17 protein-coding genes and 1 pseudogene are annotated in these 15,691 nt (G+C 75.5%); 9 read left to right on the top strand and 9 right to left on the bottom strand.

Annotated elements, in window-relative coordinates:
* Positions 1-36: 36 nt before the first annotated feature.
* On the bottom strand, positions 37-960 hold the full coding sequence (locus ACFVFS_RS00360) for a LysR family transcriptional regulator (protein ID WP_380618430.1): 924 nt from the start codon (positions 958-960) through the stop codon (positions 37-39).
* A 72-nt stretch (positions 961-1,032) separates the two neighbouring features.
* Between ACFVFS_RS00360 and ACFVFS_RS00355 the strand changes: the two genes are divergently transcribed.
* Positions 1,033-1,773, top strand: a complete 741-nt coding sequence (locus ACFVFS_RS00355; RefSeq protein ID WP_380618429.1) for an SDR family oxidoreductase — start codon at positions 1,033-1,035, stop codon at positions 1,771-1,773.
* 12 nt (positions 1,774-1,785) lie between these two features.
* Here the strand turns inward: ACFVFS_RS00355 and ACFVFS_RS00350 are convergent, their stop codons facing one another.
* From ACFVFS_RS00350 to ACFVFS_RS00340, 3 genes are all read right to left on the bottom strand, one after another.
* Complete coding sequence (locus ACFVFS_RS00350; protein WP_380618427.1) at positions 1,786-2,256, bottom strand: Imm21 family immunity protein; 471 nt, start codon at positions 2,254-2,256, stop codon at positions 1,786-1,788.
* A 41-nt stretch (positions 2,257-2,297) separates the two neighbouring features.
* Positions 2,298-2,438 carry a hypothetical protein gene (locus tag ACFVFS_RS00345; protein WP_380618425.1) on the bottom strand — a complete coding sequence of 47 codons (141 nt, stop codon included), beginning with the start codon at positions 2,436-2,438 and terminating at the stop codon, positions 2,298-2,300.
* 280 nt (positions 2,439-2,718) lie between these two features.
* Entirely contained in the window at positions 2,719-3,189 is a 471-nt protein-coding gene (locus tag ACFVFS_RS00340; protein WP_380618423.1) for a hypothetical protein, read from the bottom strand.
* 135 nt (positions 3,190-3,324) lie between these two features.
* Here ACFVFS_RS00340 and ACFVFS_RS00335 point away from each other — a divergent pair, with 135 nt between their 5' ends.
* On the top strand, positions 3,325-3,618 hold the full coding sequence (locus tag ACFVFS_RS00335) for a hypothetical protein (RefSeq protein ID WP_380618421.1): 294 nt from the start codon (positions 3,325-3,327) through the stop codon (positions 3,616-3,618).
* A 13-nt stretch (positions 3,619-3,631) separates the two neighbouring features.
* Here the strand turns inward: ACFVFS_RS00335 and ACFVFS_RS00330 are convergent, their stop codons facing one another.
* Both ACFVFS_RS00330 and ACFVFS_RS00325 read right to left on the bottom strand, forming a co-directional pair.
* Positions 3,632-5,203, bottom strand: coding sequence for a glycerol-3-phosphate dehydrogenase/oxidase (locus ACFVFS_RS00330; RefSeq protein ID WP_380618419.1), 1,572 nt, complete (start codon positions 5,201-5,203; stop codon positions 3,632-3,634).
* Between the two features lie 39 nt (positions 5,204-5,242).
* Positions 5,243-5,842 carry a TetR/AcrR family transcriptional regulator gene (locus ACFVFS_RS00325; RefSeq protein WP_380618417.1) on the bottom strand — a complete coding sequence of 200 codons (600 nt, stop codon included), beginning with the start codon at positions 5,840-5,842 and terminating at the stop codon, positions 5,243-5,245.
* 20 nt (positions 5,843-5,862) lie between these two features.
* On the opposite strand from ACFVFS_RS00325, the gene ACFVFS_RS00320 reads away from it, so the two are divergent.
* The 5 genes from ACFVFS_RS00320 (at position 5,863) to ACFVFS_RS00300 (ending at position 11,597) form a co-directional block, all read left to right on the top strand.
* Complete coding sequence (locus ACFVFS_RS00320; protein ID WP_380618415.1) at positions 5,863-7,488, top strand: FAD-binding oxidoreductase; 1,626 nt, start codon at positions 5,863-5,865, stop codon at positions 7,486-7,488.
* Positions 7,485-8,396, top strand: a complete 912-nt coding sequence (locus ACFVFS_RS00315) for a diacylglycerol kinase (RefSeq protein ID WP_380618413.1) — start codon at positions 7,485-7,487, stop codon at positions 8,394-8,396. Before ACFVFS_RS00320 ends, ACFVFS_RS00315 begins: the two co-directional genes overlap by 4 nt.
* 148 nt (positions 8,397-8,544) lie before the next feature.
* Positions 8,545-8,901 (top strand): hypothetical protein, encoded by a 357-nt coding sequence (locus tag ACFVFS_RS00310; protein WP_380618411.1) that lies wholly within the window; start codon positions 8,545-8,547, stop codon positions 8,899-8,901.
* Position 8,902: 1 nt separating this feature from the next.
* Positions 8,903-10,219, top strand: a complete 1,317-nt coding sequence (locus ACFVFS_RS00305; RefSeq protein WP_380618409.1) for a caspase family protein — start codon at positions 8,903-8,905, stop codon at positions 10,217-10,219.
* Positions 10,212-11,597, top strand: a complete 1,386-nt coding sequence (locus tag ACFVFS_RS00300) for a Clp protease N-terminal domain-containing protein (RefSeq protein ID WP_380618407.1) — start codon at positions 10,212-10,214, stop codon at positions 11,595-11,597. The genes ACFVFS_RS00305 and ACFVFS_RS00300 overlap by 8 nt, the downstream gene beginning before the upstream one ends.
* A gap of 17 nt (positions 11,598-11,614) precedes the next feature.
* On the opposite strand, the pseudogene ACFVFS_RS00295 reads toward ACFVFS_RS00300, so the two are convergent.
* Positions 11,615-11,938 (bottom strand): annotated as a pseudogene (locus ACFVFS_RS00295) (hypothetical protein); the annotation flags it as partial.
* A gap of 89 nt (positions 11,939-12,027) precedes the next feature.
* Here ACFVFS_RS00295 and ACFVFS_RS00290 point away from each other — a divergent pair.
* Entirely contained in the window at positions 12,028-12,588 is a 561-nt protein-coding gene (locus ACFVFS_RS00290; protein ID WP_380618405.1) for a TetR/AcrR family transcriptional regulator, read from the top strand.
* Between the two features lie 15 nt (positions 12,589-12,603).
* On the opposite strand, the gene ACFVFS_RS00285 is transcribed toward ACFVFS_RS00290, so the two are convergent.
* Complete coding sequence (locus ACFVFS_RS00285; protein ID WP_380618403.1) at positions 12,604-13,212, bottom strand: TetR/AcrR family transcriptional regulator; 609 nt, start codon at positions 13,210-13,212, stop codon at positions 12,604-12,606.
* Between the two features lie 49 nt (positions 13,213-13,261).
* Here ACFVFS_RS00285 and ACFVFS_RS00280 point away from each other — a divergent pair, with 49 nt between their 5' ends.
* Positions 13,262-14,167: an alpha/beta fold hydrolase gene (locus ACFVFS_RS00280; RefSeq protein WP_380618401.1), complete on the top strand. Its 906-nt coding sequence runs from the start codon at positions 13,262-13,264 to the stop codon at positions 14,165-14,167.
* 34 nt (positions 14,168-14,201) lie between these two features.
* Here ACFVFS_RS00280 and ACFVFS_RS00275 read toward each other — a convergent pair whose 3' ends face one another.
* Positions 14,202-15,560 carry a DUF2252 domain-containing protein gene (locus ACFVFS_RS00275; RefSeq protein ID WP_380618399.1) on the bottom strand — a complete coding sequence of 453 codons (1,359 nt, stop codon included), beginning with the start codon at positions 15,558-15,560 and terminating at the stop codon, positions 14,202-14,204.
* Positions 15,561-15,691 lie beyond the last annotated feature (131 nt).

Genomic DNA, 15,691 nt, shown 5'->3' with positions numbered 1-15,691 from the left:
GCTCTCCCTGCCAACGAATCTACAGCACTGTAGAGATCATGGAGCCTCGTCGTCCGACAACATCCGGGCCACCTGGTCCGGCAGCAGACAGGCCCGACGGGCCAACAGTTCGACGAAGGCCGCCGTCAACGCGTCCGGCCTGGTGCGGGTGTAGGCCACCAGCGGCCGGCGCACCGGCGGCTCTGGCCGGCGGACCAGCCCGTCGAACCCGGTCGGCACGATGTTCGCGGGCACCAGCGCCGGCCCCAGCCCGGCCGCCGCGAGCAGCGGCGCCGCGGCCGTCTGCTCGGTGCGCACCGCCGCCCGGGGGCGGAACCCGGCCTCCGCGCAGACCGCGTCGACCAGGTCCGCCAGGCCGTTGCCGGGGGCGTAGTGCACCCAGTCGCGCCCGGCGAGTCCGGCCAGCGGCACCCGGTGCGCCGCCGGTCCCGCGTCCTCGTCCTCCGCCGGGAGCACCAGCACGAACTCCTCCACCCCCAGCTCCCGGATCGGCCCCTCCCAGTCCGCCGGCGGCGTCCCCACCGCCACGTCCGCCTGTCCGGCCGCCATCGCCGCCCGCAACTCCTCGGTGTGCGCGAACTCCCTCAGCCGGATCCGCACCCCCGGGTGCGCGGCCCGCCAGGCCCGCAGCACCGGCGGCAGGATGCCCAGGCTCACCGAGTACACCGTCGCCAACTCCAGCTCCCCGCCCGCCAGTCCGGCCGCCTGCCGGGCCGCCGCCCGCAGCCGCTCGGCGTCCGCGAGCGCCGCCCGGGCGTGCGGCAGCACCGCCCGCCCCATCGGCGTCGGCCGCACCGCCCGCGGCAGCCGCTCCAGCAGCGGCCCGCCCACCGCCTTCTCCAGTGCCCGCACCTGGTGCGACAGCGCCGGCTGGGTGACGTGCAGCAGCTCGGCGGCACGGGTGAAGGAGCCGGTGTCGACGACGGTCACCAGGTACTCGAATTGCCGGAGGGTAGCCATGCAAGGAGTTTATGGCCGACCGAGAAAACAAGCCTTGGACGCATCCACCCAGCTCAGCGCAGCCTTGTGGGCATGACCGACACCACTCTCCCCCTCGCCTCCCGCCGCGTCGTCGTGGTCGGCGCCGGCTCCCACACCGGCCGCGCCCTCGCCCACGCCGCCTCCGCCGCCGGAGCCGAACTGGTCCTCGCCGGCCCCGACCCGCGCAAGCTGGAGTGGACGGCCGGCGAGCTGTCCGGCCCCGCGGAGGTCGTCCCCGTCGACCTCACCGACGAGGCCTCCATCGCGGCCCTCGCCGCCGCCACCGGCCGCTTCGACCACCTGGTCTCCACCGCCGCCCTGCCCGCCAACGGCCCGCTCGCCGAGCTCGAACTCGCCGACGTCCACCGCGCGTTCGCCGCCAAGGTCTACGGCCCGCTGCTGCTCGCCAAGCACCTCGCCCCGCAGGCCGCCACCGACACCCCCGACGGGGCCTCGTTCACCTTCTTCTCCGGCGTCGCCGCCTGGCGCCCCGCCCCCGCCCGCACCGTGATGGCCACCACCAACGGCGCGCTGGCCTTCCTCGTCCAGGCCCTCGCCGTCGAGATCGCCCCCGTCCGCGTCAACGCCGTCTCCCCCGGCATCGTCGACACCGGCGCCTGGGACCGCATGGGCGCCGACAAGACCGCCTTCCTCCGCTCCGTCGCCGACCGCAACCCCGCCCGCCGCACCGGCACCACCGAGGACCTCACCCGCGCCGTCCACTTCGCGATGACCAGCCCGTTCGTCACCGGCACCGTCCTCCACGTCGACGGCGGCGGCCGCCTGGCCTGAGCCCCGGCCGGGCTACCCGCGCGCCGGCGGCACCGGCTCCAGCCGGTCGACGCGGAACTCACCGTCCGGCGTCTCCAGCGCCAGCGACAGGATCCGGTAGAGCGCGTCCGGAAGGTCGACGTCGATGCTCTCGCCCGCGTGCGGGTAGTCCCCCGGACAGGCGGAGTCGATCAGCCGGTACCTCCCGCCGAGCCGCACGTCGGCGCAGTGCTCCCACCGCGACGGATCGCCGAGGGCCGCATCCAGGCCCTCGGCGATCCCGCCGTCGCCGTCGGCGGAGATCCAGCGGACGAACGAGAACCGCTCGGGGATCCAGGCGACTTCGAGCGGCTCACCGGAGAGTGTGACGACGTCCCGCCCCAGGAACTCGATCCCCGCGACGTCGTCGAGGACCGTGCCGTCCGCCTCGTTCCCGGTCCACGAGGGGAGGAGCTCCACCGGACACAGCGCGTAGTAGCCGAAGTCCGTGTTGATCCACCGCAACGCCGTCCCGCTTCCTTCCGCTTCCGTTGCGGACCATCACATCACCCCTCCGGGGCCTTCCGCTTCCGCCTCCGGGCCGGAGTGCTCCGCGCCGCCGCCACGACGGCCTCGGCGTAGCCGGCCAGGTCGGCGGTGAACGCCTGGGGCGCGGCATCCGTCCAGTGGTGGAAGTAGGACTCCACGCACCCGCGGAACCGGGCGGGATCGGCGGGCCCGGCCGGCTCGAAGGCGATGTCGTTCCCCTTCGGCCCGTCGCGAACAGCCGCAGCGGCCGCCCGCCGGCGTCGAAGGCGTCCCTGATGTCGCTCACGAAGTCCGGCTCGGACGCCAGGCGGACGTCGTCCGGCGTCCCGCAGGGGATCAGCCAGTCGTCATCGTCGACGAGCACGCACGGGAAGGCGACCACCGGTGCCGTCATCCCGGCCTCACCCCCACTCCTCGCTCCTGCCGCCTTCCCGCCGCTCAGTCCCAGAACGGTGATGCGAAGTCGTCGACGTACAGGCCCGAGGCCCGGGTCTCCAGGACGGCCTGCTCCGGCGGGCCCGAGACGCCGAGGTACATGTAGTAGTCGTAGCTGATGTGCACGAAGAAGTCGCCGTCGCCGTAGAACTGGCACCACACGTAGTCCTCGCGGAGCACCGACCGCACCAGTTCGAGCGCCTCGTCGAGCGGCAGCCGGTCACCGTCGGCGACGCGCTGCCACCACGGGCTCTCGGGGTAGATCTCCAGCCCCTCGACGCGCAGCGCGGTCACCCGGTCCACCGCCGCGAACCGGCGGACGGCCGCGAGATAGCTCTCCTCCATCGCCCGGTAGACCGGCTCGGTGAGCACCTCCCCGCCGAAGGACCGGCCGATGTCGGAGATGGCCGTCCACGCCGGCGCCGCCCCGGTCCGCTCGTCCTCCGTGTACTTCACCACGCGATACTGGTGCATCCGCCCTCTCCCGATCTTCCCGGTGCGCCACTCTACTGATCACCGGAGCACCGCTTTTGCCGCGATCCATCAGGAATCGACCTGGTTCCGGCCGTAAAATGACCGTTGGCCGGGGCTGCACTGCGGGAGGTCCTCATGCGTCAGCGGCACAGCTTCCACCTCGACCGGGGCGGGCACTCCGTCACCGTGAACGTGCGGTCCGGGTGGATCACCGAGACCGAGGTGCTGGTGGACGGCAAGGAGGTGGCGTTCCACCGGGTGCACGGTCACGGGGTGTATCCGCTCACGCTGGCCGCGCAGCTCGCCGAGGAGCCGCCGCGGCCGCTGGCGGTGCGGCTGGAGCGGACGGGCTCGGCGGAGCGGCCGCTCAGCTGTGCGCTGGAGCTGGACGGGGCCGTGCACCCGATGGCGGAGCGGACGGAGCAGTGAGGGGCCGCCGGGGTCAGCGCGCCTTCGCCGCGATCTCCTCGACGGCCGCGCGGGCCCGGTCGGCGTCCGCCGGGACGAGGCCGATGCGGGTGCGCCGGTGCAGGACGTCCTCGGTGTCCAGGGCGCCCTCGTGGGTGAGCGCGTACGCGATCTCGGCGCGGCTGACGTCGACGCCCTCCGCGACCGGCGCGCCGTGGCCGGCGCCCAGCCGCTCCTCCCCCAGGGCCAGCACCTCGCCCGCCGCGCCGCCGTGCCGGGCGAGCAGCGAGGCCGCCACCTCCCCCTCCGGCGCCGGGCGGCTGTCGCGGTGGCCGGGCGCGCCGACCAGCGGCAGCCGGGCCGTCCAGCAGGCGCGGGCGGGCAGCCCGCGCAGCCGGACGGCGGTGTCCACGGCGTCCTCGGCCATCCGGCGGTAGGTGGTGAGCTTGCCGCCGACCACGGTGATCACGCCGTCCGGCGACTCCAGTACGGCGTGCTGCCGGGAGAGGTCGGCGGTGGCGCCGTCGCCGGTGTCGATCAGCGGCCGCAGACCGGCGTGGGCGCCGCGCACGTCGGCCCTGGTCAGCGCCGTCTCCAGGGCGGTGTTCACGGTGGCCAGGAGGAAGTCCAGCTCGGCCTCGGTGGGCTGCGGCTCGTCCGGGACCGGGCCGGGCGCGTCCTCGTCGGTGAGGCCGACCGCCACCCGGCCGAGCTGCTGCGGCAGCGCGAAGACGAACCGGCTGGTGGAGCCGGGGACGGGCACGGTGAGCGCGGCGGAGGGCCGGCCGAGCGCGGCCGCGTCGACCACCAGGTGGGTGCCCCGGCTGGGGCGCAGCCGGATGGACGGGTCCACCTCGCCCGCCCAGACACCGGTGGCGTTGACGACGGCGCGGGCGTTCAGGAGGAACGACGCGCCGGTCAGGGTGTCGGTGAGCCGGGCGCCCGTCCCGGTCACCCGCTCGGCGCGCACCCGGGTCAGCACCGACACCCCGTACTGCGCCGCGGTCCGGGCCAGCGCCACCACCAGCCGCGCGTCGTCGACGAGTTGGCCGTCGTGCGCGACCAGCGCGCCGGACAGCCCGGCGCCGCGCAGGCCCGGCACCAGGGCGCGGGCCCGCTCGGCACCCACCCGGCGCACCCGGGGCAGCAGGCGCCCCGGGGTGCCGGCGCTCAGCCGCAGCGCGTCACCCGCGTGGAAGCCCGCCCGGACCAGCGCGGCCTGCCCGGGCTTCATCAACCCGTGCAGCAGCGGCACCAGTTGGGGCAGCGGCCGGACCAGGTGCGGGGCGGTGCGGGTCATCAGCACGCCGCGCTCGACCGCGCTCTCCCTTGCCACGCCGATCCGCCCGGAGGCCAGGTAGCGCAGGCCGCCGTGGACGAGCTTGGAGCTCCACCGGCTGGTGCCGAACGCGAGGTCGCGCGCCTCGACCAGGACCACGTTCAGCCCGCGCGCCGCCGCGTCCAGGGCGACGCCCGCGCCGGTCACCCCGCCGCCGATCACCAGCAGGTCGACCGCCGGCCCGGCGGCGAGCGCGTCGAGCTCCAGCTCCCGGCGGCGGGCGGTGAGTCGGGAGGTCCCGGCGAAGGGCCCGGCGGTGCTGGTCATCTGCGGTCTCCGTGACGGTCTGGCGGTCGGTGGTGGTCGTTACGGCGCGAGGTAGCCGTCGAGGGCGCGGGCGAGCTCCCGCCGCCAGGCCGCCTCGGGCAGCAGCGCGGCCACCATGCGGTGCGACTGGACGGTGGACTGGGCGATCAGCAGCACCATGGCGGCGAGTTCGAGCGGCTCGCCGGCCCGGATCGAGCCGTGCCGCTGGCCTTCGGCGATCCCGGCCCGCAGCGCCTCCAGCAGTCCGCGCTGGCTGGTGCCGAGGCGGTCGACCACGTACTCGAAGAGCGTGTCGGAGTCGGCGGAGCGCAGCAGCGCGCCGAGCACCGGGTGGTCGCGCAGCCGGACGGCCACCTCGACGACGCCGTCGACGAACGCGGCCCGGTCGGCGCCGGCCAGCCGGACGGCGTCCCGGGTGGCGCCGATCTCGCGGGTGAGCAGCGCGCCGATCACCGCCCGCACGTCCGGCCAGCGCCGGTAGACGGTCGGCCGGCTCACCCCGGCGCGGCGCGCGATCTCGGCCAACTGGGTCCGGCCCACGCCGAGTTGGACGATCAGCTCGGCGGCGGCGTCGAGGATCGCGTCGTCGGTCCCACGGGGCTCGGCCGACCGTTCGAAGTCATCGTTACTACTTGACATGATGTGTAAAACTGTAACGCATGACCCCCGAGAAGCAAGCAGCGCCGGCCGGTGCGGCCGCGCTGCCCCTCCCCCCGATGAAGTGGGACGCCTGGGGCGACCCGGCCCTCGCCAAGGAGCTGTCCGCCGACGTCAAGGGCCTGCTGGCCGCCGCCCTCGGCGTCACCGGCGACGCCGCCCCCGGCCCGGACGTCTCGGAGGTCGTGCTGCGACCGTCCGCCCTCACCCCCGACGACCTCGCGGCGCTCGCCGCCGCCGTCGGCGAGGCCCACGTCAGCACCGCGGACGCCGACCGCCTCCCCCGGGCCGGCGGCAAGTCCACCCCCGACCTGCTGCGCCGCCGCTCCCGCGAGCCGCAGGACGCGCCCGACGCGGTGGTGCTGCCCGGCGGCGAGGAGGAGATCGCCGCGCTGCTCGCCGTCTGCGCCGAACGCCGCATCGCCGTCGTGCCGTTCGGCGGCGGGACGAGCGTCGTCGGCGGACTGGAGCCGCAGCGCGGCGCCTTCGCCGCCGTCGTCTCCCTCGACCTGCGCCGCCTCGACGGGCTGCTCGACCTGGACGGGACCTCCGGCGAGGCGCTGCTCGGGGCCGGCCTCACCGGCCCGGCCGCGGAGGCCCTGCTCGCCGAGCACGGCTTCGAACTCGGCCACTACCCGCAGAGCTTCCGCTTCGCCACCATCGGCGGCTTCGCGGCCACCCGGTCCTCCGGGCAGAACTCGGCCGGCCACGGGCGGTTCGACGAGATGGTGCGCGGGCTGCGCGTCGTCACCCCGGCGGGCGTGCTGGACCTCGGCCGCGCCCCCGCCTCCGCCGCCGGGCCCGACCTGCGCGAGCTCTTCCTCGGCTCGGAGGGCACCCTGGGCGTGATCACCGCCGTACGGGTGTGCGTGCACCCCGTGCCGGCCGTCAAGGCGTACGAGGCCTGGTCGTTCCCCGACTTCGCCACCGGCACCGCCGCGCTGCGCGCCGTCGAGCAGCAGGGCACCGGGGCGACCGTCATCCGGCTCTCGGACGAGGCCGAGACCATGGTCAACCTCGCCATGACCGAGAAGATCGGCGGCGAGCCCGCGGTGACCGGCTGCCTGGCCGTCACCGTCTTCGAGGGCACCGCCGAGCAGGTCTCCGCACGCCACGGCCTCACCCGCGCCGCCCTGCTCGCCGCCGGCGGCAGCCCGCTCGGCGAGGCGCCCGCCCGGGCCTGGGAGCACGGCCGGTTCAACGCCCCCTACCTGCGCGACGCGCTGCTCGACGCGGGCGCGCTGTGCGAGACGCTGGAGACCGCGGCCACCTGGCAGCAGCTGCCGGGCCTGCGGTTCGCCGTCACCGCCGCGCTGACCGAGGCCCTGCCCGGCGCCCTGGTGCTCTGCCACATCTCGCACGTCTACCCGACCGGGGCGTCGCTCTACTTCACCGTGGTCGCCGCGCTCGGGGAGGAGCCGCTGGAGCGCTGGGCCGCCGCCAAGCGGGCCGCCGGCGACGCCATCGTCCGCTCCGGCGGCACCATCACCCACCACCACGCCGTCGGCACCGACCACCGCCCCTGGATGGCCTCGGAGATCGGCGACCTGGGCGTGCGGGTGCTGCGCGCCGTCAAGGCCGAGCTGGACCCGGCCGGCATCCTCAACCCGGGCAAGCTGATCCCGTGAGCGACCGGAGAACCATCGCCCGCGTCGTTCTCCTCACCAATCCCGCGGCGGCCGCCGGCCACGCCGAACCGGCGGCCCGCCGCGCCGCCGCCCGCCTGCGCGACCACGGCATCACCGTGGACGCCCGGGCGGGCGCCTCCGCCGCCGACTCGCTCGCGCTGGCCCGCGACGCCGTCGGGTCCTGCGACGCCCTGGTCGTGGTCGGCGGCGACGGCATGATCAACCTCGGCCTCCAGGCGGTCGCGGGCACCACCACCCCGCTCGGCGTCATCCCGGCCGGCACCGGCAACGACCACGCCCGCGCCCACGGCCTGCCCCGCGACGACCCCGAGGCCGCCGCCGACGCCGTCGCCGCCGGCCGCACCCGCACCGTCGACCTCGGCCGGATCACCGCGGCCGACGGCACCACCCGCTGGTTCGGCTCCGTCCTCGCCAGCGGCTTCGACTCCCTCGTCAGCGACCGCACCAACCGCCTGCGCTGGCCGCGCGGCCGGATGCGCTACCACCTCGCCATCGCGGTGGAGTTCGCCAACCTCCGCCCCCTGCCGTTCCGGATCACCCTCGCCGACGGCACCGAGATCAGCCGCCACCTCACCCTCGCGGCCGTCGGCAACACCAGCAGCTACGGCGGCGGCATGCTCATCTGCCCCGACGCCGACCCCGCCGACGGCCTCCTCGACGTCACCCTCGTCGACGCCATGCCGCGGCACCGCATCGCCCGCTTCTTCCCCACCCTCCTCAAGGGCACCCACATCCACCACCCGGAGGTCACCACCTACCGCACCCCTTCCCTCCGGCTCACCTCCCCGGGCATCACCTCCTACGCCGACGGCGAGTTCATGGCCCGCCTCCCCATCGAGGTCACCGCCGCCCCGGCGGCCCTGCACCTGCTCGCCCCCGGCGCCTGAGCACCGCCGCCTCCCCCGGGGGGCGTCACGAGACCACCGACCCGTACCGCCGCACCCCCCGGGGGTGCGGCGGTACGAGGCCGGGATCAGTAGACTGGCCGCCCTCAACCCCGTCCATCACCAGGCCTAGTGGGGGGCACTCGTGGACGTGCACATTTCCGTGACCGGTGGGGAGACCGTCGCGGAGGCCGAGTCGTTGACCGACTGGCTCCGGGGGGAGCCGGGGCTGCGGGGCGTGGGCCTGAGCGGCCCGCCGCCCGGGGCCGGGGAGATGGGGGCGGTGCTGGACACCGTCTCGGTGGCCCTCGGGACCGGCGGCGGTCTGTCGGTGCTCGCCTCGTCGCTGCGGGCCTGGTTCGCGCAGCCGCGGCGCAGCGACGTCCGGCTGAAGATCCGCCGGCCCGGCGGCGTGACGGTGGAGCTCGACGCCAAGCGGGTGCGCGCCGGGGAGCTGGAGGCGATCCTGCGCGGCGCGTTGGACGGCAGCGACGGCGAGCAGGCCTGAGGTGCCGCTTCCCGATCCGCTGCGGTCCCGGATCGTGCTCGTCGGCGCGAGCGACTACACGGACCCGGACCTGCCGGACCTCCCGGCGGTCCGGCGCACCGTCACCGACCTCGCCGCCCAGTTCACCGACCCGGACCACGGCATCGTCCCCGAGGAGCACTGCACCGTCCTGCTGAACGACGGCGACCTGTCCCGGGTCGGCCGGAGGCTGCAGGATGCCGCGAGGGCGGCGGAGGACCTGTTGCTGGTCCACTTCACCGGGCACGGACTGGTCGGCGGCCGCCGGCACGACCTCTACCTGGCGCTGTCGCACAGCGAGTACGGGTCGCCGGACTTCAACTCCCTGGAGTACGACAAGGTGCGCGCCACCGTGCTCGACAGCCCCGCCGCCACCAAGATCATCGTGCTGGACTGCTGCTTCTCCGGCCGCGCCGTCAACGACGCCATGTCCGGCGACGGCACCGACCTCGCGCAGTTGGAGGTCGCGGGCACCTATGTGCTCGCCTCCTCCTCGCACGACCAGGTCTCCCTGTCCCCGCCCGACGAGGAGCACACCGCGTTCTCCGGGCGGCTCCTGCGCCTGCTGCGCGAGGGCGTCGTGGGCGGACCGGAGGAGCTCACCGTCGCGGAGCTCTACCGCCGGCTCGCCGCCCTCATGCGCTCCGAGGGCCTGCCCGTCCCGCGCAACCGGGGCACCGAGAACGCCGACCAGATCGCCCTCGGCCTCAACCGGGCCTTCGCCGCCACCGCCGCCGCGGCTCTGCGCGAGCGGTATCAGGAGGCGGAGCAACAGGCCCTGCGGGGTGACTGGGCGGGCGCCGCCGAGGCGCTGCACACCGTGCTCGACGAGCAGACCCGCGTCCTCGGTCCCGAGCACGGGGACGTCCTGCGCACCCGGCGCGCCCTCGCCCACTGCCTCGGCGGGGCCGGCCACCCGGCGGAGGCCGTCCGGATGCTGCGTCCGCTCCCGGAGGCCTACGCCCACCTGTACGGCGAGGACGATCCGGAGACCCTGCACACCCGGCAGTTCCTCGCCGTCAACCTCGGCGAGTCCGGCCACCGGGTGGAGGCGGCCGCCCTGCTGCGGATCCTGCTCGCCGACCGCAGCCGCGTCCTCGGCGGCGAGCAGGAGGACACCCTGCGCACCCGGCACATGCTCGCCCGCAACCTGGCGATGACGGGCGCCGAGGAGGAGGCGGCGGCCCTGCTGCGGCAGTTGGTCTCGGAGCGGGACCGCGTCCTGGGCCTGAACCACGAGCACACGGTGCGGGCGCGGAAGGACCTGGCGGCGCTGGAGGGGGGTGCACGGGGTGTTTGAGCGGTTCGGCGACCACGCCCGGCGGGTCGTCCTGCTGGCGCGCGAGGAGGCCAGGGAACTGAACTACCACCGCATCGGCACCGAGCACCTCCTGCTGGGCCTCCTGCACGAGGAACAGGGTGCCGCCGGCCAGGTCCTCCGAGCGCTCGGCCTGTCGCTGGAGGGCACCAGGAAGCAGGTGGTGGCGGTCTCCAGGCCCGCCTTCGTTCCCGCGCTCGGGCACCTGCAGTACACCCCGAGGGCCACCGCCGTCCTCGACCGCTCGCGTGCGGTGGCCACGGGTCAGCGGCACCACGAGGTCGGGACGGAGCACCTCCTCCTGGCCCTCCTCGACGAAGGCGAGGGGGGTGGCACCCGGACCTTGGCGGCGCTCGGCCTGGACTCGGCCCGGGTGTTCCAGGAGGTCGTGCGCCGCTCGGAGGCCCGGGCCCCCGTCGCCGAACCGGCCGTTCAGGACCGGGTCGTCCAGGAGGCGGCCGTCCAGAAGCCGGCCGTCCAGGAGCCGGCCGCCTTGGAGCGGACCACCAGGGACCTCACCCGCGAGATGGCCGACCGGTCGGCCGCCACCGCCGTCACGGCCCTCGGACGGCGGCCGGAGATCGAGTGGATCCTGCGGATCCTCGCCCGGCAGACGCGCAACGTCCCGCTGCTGGTCGGGGAGCCGGGGGTCGGCAAGACGAGCACGGTCCTCGGGCTCGCCCGGGCCGTGGCGACCGGGCACGTGCCCCACGCGTTCCGCGACCGGACCGTCCGCCTGCTCGACGTCGGCGAGCTCTTCACCGACCCGCGGCACCACGGGCGGTTCACCGAGGTGATCGCGGAGCTGGTCGGCGAGGTCCGGCGGACGGCGGGGCTCGTCCTGTTCCTCGACAACGCCCTCGCCACCGTCCACACCCGCGAGGGGCGGGCGACCGCGCTGGCGTTCTTCCGCCCGGTACTCGGAAGGCCCGGTACCTCCGTCATCGCGGCCGCCACCACCGCCGACTACCAGCGCTGGGACCGCGACGCCGGGCTCGACCGGCTGATCCACCTGCTGGCGGTGAACGAACCGGCCCCCCAGGAGGTGCTGGAGATCCTGCACGGCGCCCGGCACCGGCTGGTCGCGCACCACGGCGTGGAGATCACCGACGCCGCGCTGGCGTCGGCCGCCCGGCTCGCCCGCAGCCACCGGCCGGGCCAGGTCCTCCCGGGTGCCGCCATCGACCTGCTCGACGAGGCGAGCGCGCACGTCCGCGCCGAGCCCCCGCCGGCCGGGGCGCCACCGGCGGTCACCCGGGCCGCGGTGGAGCGCACGGCGGCCGGGGCGTTCGCCTCCCCCCACCTGTCGGCCGTCTCCCCACCGGTCCCCCACGACCCGTCCGTCTGGTCGATGAGCTGAGCCGCACCCGGCTACGGCAGCTCCAACGCCTCCCACTCCAGCCCGTCGCCCCACCCGGGTTCGCGGCGCGCCCAGGCCGTCATCGCGGCGATCACCGGCCCGGGGTCGTCCAGCAGCACCTGGAAGTGCTTGTCCGGCCCGCCGTCCCGGTACTCCAACGTGTACTCGCCGCCCTCCTCGTGCCACACCTGCACGTACACATCCGGCTCGTCGGGTATCCGCTCCACCACCAGGAACCGGTCCTTCCGCTCCCCGATCCGCCGCACCAGCCCCGCCAACACCTCGGCACCCACCCGCGGGAGGCTCTCGTCGTCTTCCGTCCGCACCGTGATCTCCAACATGCCACCGGATCCTGGCACGGCCCACTGACAACCGGCCGCCGTCCGCCGTGCCGCTCAGCCCGGGGGCCGCCCCGGGTACGGTGAGGCGCATGGGTGTGACGCGGACGCCGCGGGAGCGGTGGGTGGAGGAGGGGCTGCGGGCGCTCGCGGGGGGCGGGCCGGAGGCGGTGCGGGTCGAGGTGCTGGCGCAGGCGCTCGGGGTGACCAAGGGCGGGTTCTACGGGTACTTCCGCAATCGGGAGGCGCTGCTCGCGGAGATGCTCGACACCTGGGAGCGGACGGTCACCGACGGGGTGATCGAGCGGGTCGAGGGTGAGGGCGGGGACGCGCGGGCCCGGCTGGAGCGGCTGTTCACGATCGCGGCGGAGGCCGGGGACGGGCAGGTGACCGGGATGGCGGTGGACCTGGCGATCCGGGAGTGGGCGCGGCGGGACGAGGCGGTGGCCCGGCGGCTGCGGCGGGTGGACACCCGGCGGATGGCGTACCTGCGGTCGCTGTACGGGGCGTTCTGCCCGGATCCGGAGGACGTGGAGGTGCGGGCGTTCGTGTCGTTCACGCTGCGCATCGGGTACCACCTGGTGGACGTCGACCACGCGGGGCGCAGCCGGGCCGAGGTGATGGAGCGGACGCGGGACTGGCTGCTGAGGTAGCGGCCGGGAGCCCCGTCAGGGCGTCAGGAACAGCTCGTCCAGGTGGCGGGCGAGGATCGCGAGCGCCGCTTCGCCGGTGCGCTGGCCGCCCAGCACGCTGGAGCCGAGGCCGTTGACCATGGCGAGCAGGCCGGCGGCGGTGACCTCGGGGTCCTTGCCGGGGTCGATCTCCCCGGCCTGCCGGGCGGCGCGGAGCTGCTTCGCGAGGAAGCCCTCCAGCACCTCGGGCTGCCGCGCGCCGTGCTTCTCCAGCACCTCGGGGTCGTTGAGCACCAGGGTGTAGTAGGCGGCGAAGGTCCGGGTGATCCGGCGGCTCTCCGGGTCGGTGGGCAGGATGCAGGAGAGGATCGCGGTGACGACGCCGCGCGGGGTGGGCGGGGAGCCGGCGGTCTCGGCGATCCACCGCTCCATCCGGGCCTGGAGCTGGGCGGTCAGCCTGGTCAGGGCGTCCAGCAGCAGTCCCTGCTTGGTCGTGAAGTAGTACTGCACCAGGCGCAGGGAGACGCCCGCCTCGGCGGCGACCACCCGCATGCTGGCCGACTGGAGGCCCTGGGTGTCGGCGATCCGCAGCAGTGCCTCGGCGATCTCCCGCCGGCGTTCCTCGTGGTCGGTCCGCGCAGTCATGGCTCCACCTCTCTGGTACACCCGTATCATGCCGTGATACACCTGTACCATGCGAATCAGCGCGTTCAAGAACGACCGGGCGCGGCAGCGGTTCGACGCTGCCTACGAGCGGACCCTGGCGCAGCTCTGGCCCGGTCCGCGCACGGCGATCGACCTCCCGACCTCCTTCGGAACCACCCGCGTCTACCGGACCGGACCGCGACCCGGCGCACCCGACGGCACGCACGACGGCGCTCCCGACGGCAGGCACGCACCCGTCGTGCTGCTCCCGGGCTCCGGCGGCAACGCGCTGATGTGGCACCGCTACATCGACGCGCTGGCCCGGCACCGCCCGGTCGTCGCCGTCGACACCGTCGGCGAGCCCGGCGCGAGCGTGCAGAGCGCGCCGATCGCCGACGGCCGGGACGGCGCCGCCTGGCTGGAGGAGGTGCTGACCGGTCTCGACGCGACGGCCGCCCACCTGGTGGGCTGCTCGTACGGCGGCTGGCTGGCCCTCCGCCACCGGCTCCACCACCCCGGCCGGACCGCCTCCCTCACCCTGCTGGACCCCGCGGGCTTCGCCGCCCTCGGCCCGCGGTTCTACACCTGGCTGATCGCGGGCGGGCTCGCGGCCGCCGCGCCCCGGCCGCTGCGCCCCCGACTGGCCCGGCTGGTCCGCAACGGCACCGTCCTGGAGGGCGAACTGACGGGCCTGATGCGCGCGTCGCTGGGGTTCCGCCGCGTGCTGCCCGTGCCGCCGGTCTTCTCCGACGAGGAGCTGCGCCGTCTGGACGGGCCCGCGCTGTTCCTGCTCGGGGAGCGCAGCGCCCTGCACGACTCGCGCGCGGTCGCCGAGCGGATCGGCCGGCTGCTGCCCTCGGCGCGGGTGGAGGTGGTGCCCGGCGCGGGCCACGCGCTGACGAGCGACCGTCCGGAGCTGGTCACCGAGCGCGTCCTCGGCGCCGTCGGGGCGTAGGGCCTACCGCCCCGCCCCCGGACCCCGCGCCCCCTCAGACCCCGCGCCGCGCCGCCACCGCGCCCGCGTCGATCGCCGCCAGCAGCGCGGCGTGGTCGGCGGCGGTCCGGTCGGCGTACAGGACGGCGAAGTCGGCGACGGCCTCGGCGAAGGTGTCCGAGCCCCCGAGGTAGCCGGCGACGGCGAGCCGGTCGCCGGAGCGGGCGTGCGCGCGGGCGAGGGCCCGGCCGCAGAGGTCGGCGTAGCCGCGCAGGTCTCCGGGGGTCATGCCGGCGACCTCGACGGAGCCCTTCATGTCGCGCAGCTGGCGGCCGTAGAAGTGCCGCCCGGCCGGACCGGTGGTCCAGCCGAGGAAGATGTCGCTGGCGGCCTGCAGCAGGCGCTGACCGGTGACGACGCGGTGCCCGCCGTGCACCACCGGGGCCTCGGCGTCCGGGCGGGCGGCGGGCAGGTGCGCCTCCAGGACGGACCGCCCGGCCTCCTTGATCTGCAGGAACAGCGGGTCGCGCTCGTCCCGTCCCTCCATCAGGAGGACGAAGCAGCGGGTGCCGACGCTGCCGACGCCGACCACCTTGCGGGCGACGTCGACCATCCGGAAGCGGTCGAGCAGGATGCCGCGGTCCTCGGCGAGGGTGGCCCGGTAGTCGTCGAAGATCTTGCCGACCCGGCGCAGTTCGTCGCGCGGGACGGGTTCGAGCAGCGGGGGGTCGCTGATGATCCGGCGCCGGCCGTCCTCGCCCTGTTCGGTGAGCTTGTCGAAGGCCTGCAGGCTGGTGCGGCGGCGGGCCTTGTCGAGGGTGGCCTCGACGCGCTTGCGGCGGCTCTTGCGGACCAGCGGGAGGATGTCTTCGACGTCGATCCGGGCGTACCAGACGTCGAGTTCGCCGAACCCGGCGAGGCGGCGCATGGCGCGGGCGTAGCCCTGCGCGGCGGTCAGCGCGGCCAGGCGGACCCGCCCCTCGGCGTGGCCGTTGTCGCGGGCGGCGACGGCGACGCTGGCGGCGAGCCGTTTGACGTCCCACTCGAAGGGGCCGGGGTAGGTCTCGTCGAAGTCGTTCACGTCGAAGAGCAGCGCCCGCTCCGGGGAGGCGTACACCCCGAAGTTCAACAGGTGCGCGTCGCCGCAGAGCTGGACGGTGATGCCGGTCTCGGGGACGGCCGCGAGGTCGGCGGCCATCACGGCGGCGGCGCCGCGCAGGAAGGCGAACGGGGAGTCGGCCATCCGGCCGTAGCGGATCGGGTTGAGGTCGGTGAGCCGGTCCTCGGCCTGCCGGGCCAGCACGTCCAGCGGGTCGGGGCGGTCCGCGGCGGGGATCCAGCGGCCGTGGGCGGAGCGCGGGATGCGGTCGCGGGCGGCCCGGCCGCGCCGTCGGCGTTCGGTCGGACTGGTCATGGCGCGGCTCCTCCACGTGCGCGGCGGGCGGACCGGCCGGCGGCCGTCCTCCCCGCGACGCTAGGGCAGCCGCCGCGGCGCGGCACCTCGGCGGGCCGGCCCCGGGACCCCGGCGGCGGAGCGCGGACGGG

Source organism: Kitasatospora sp. NPDC057692 (genome assembly GCF_042799475.1).
In the GTDB taxonomy this organism is placed as follows: Bacteria; Actinomycetota; Actinomycetes; order Streptomycetales; family Streptomycetaceae; genus Kitasatospora.
This window is presented reverse-complemented; position numbering and strand designations above follow the sequence as displayed.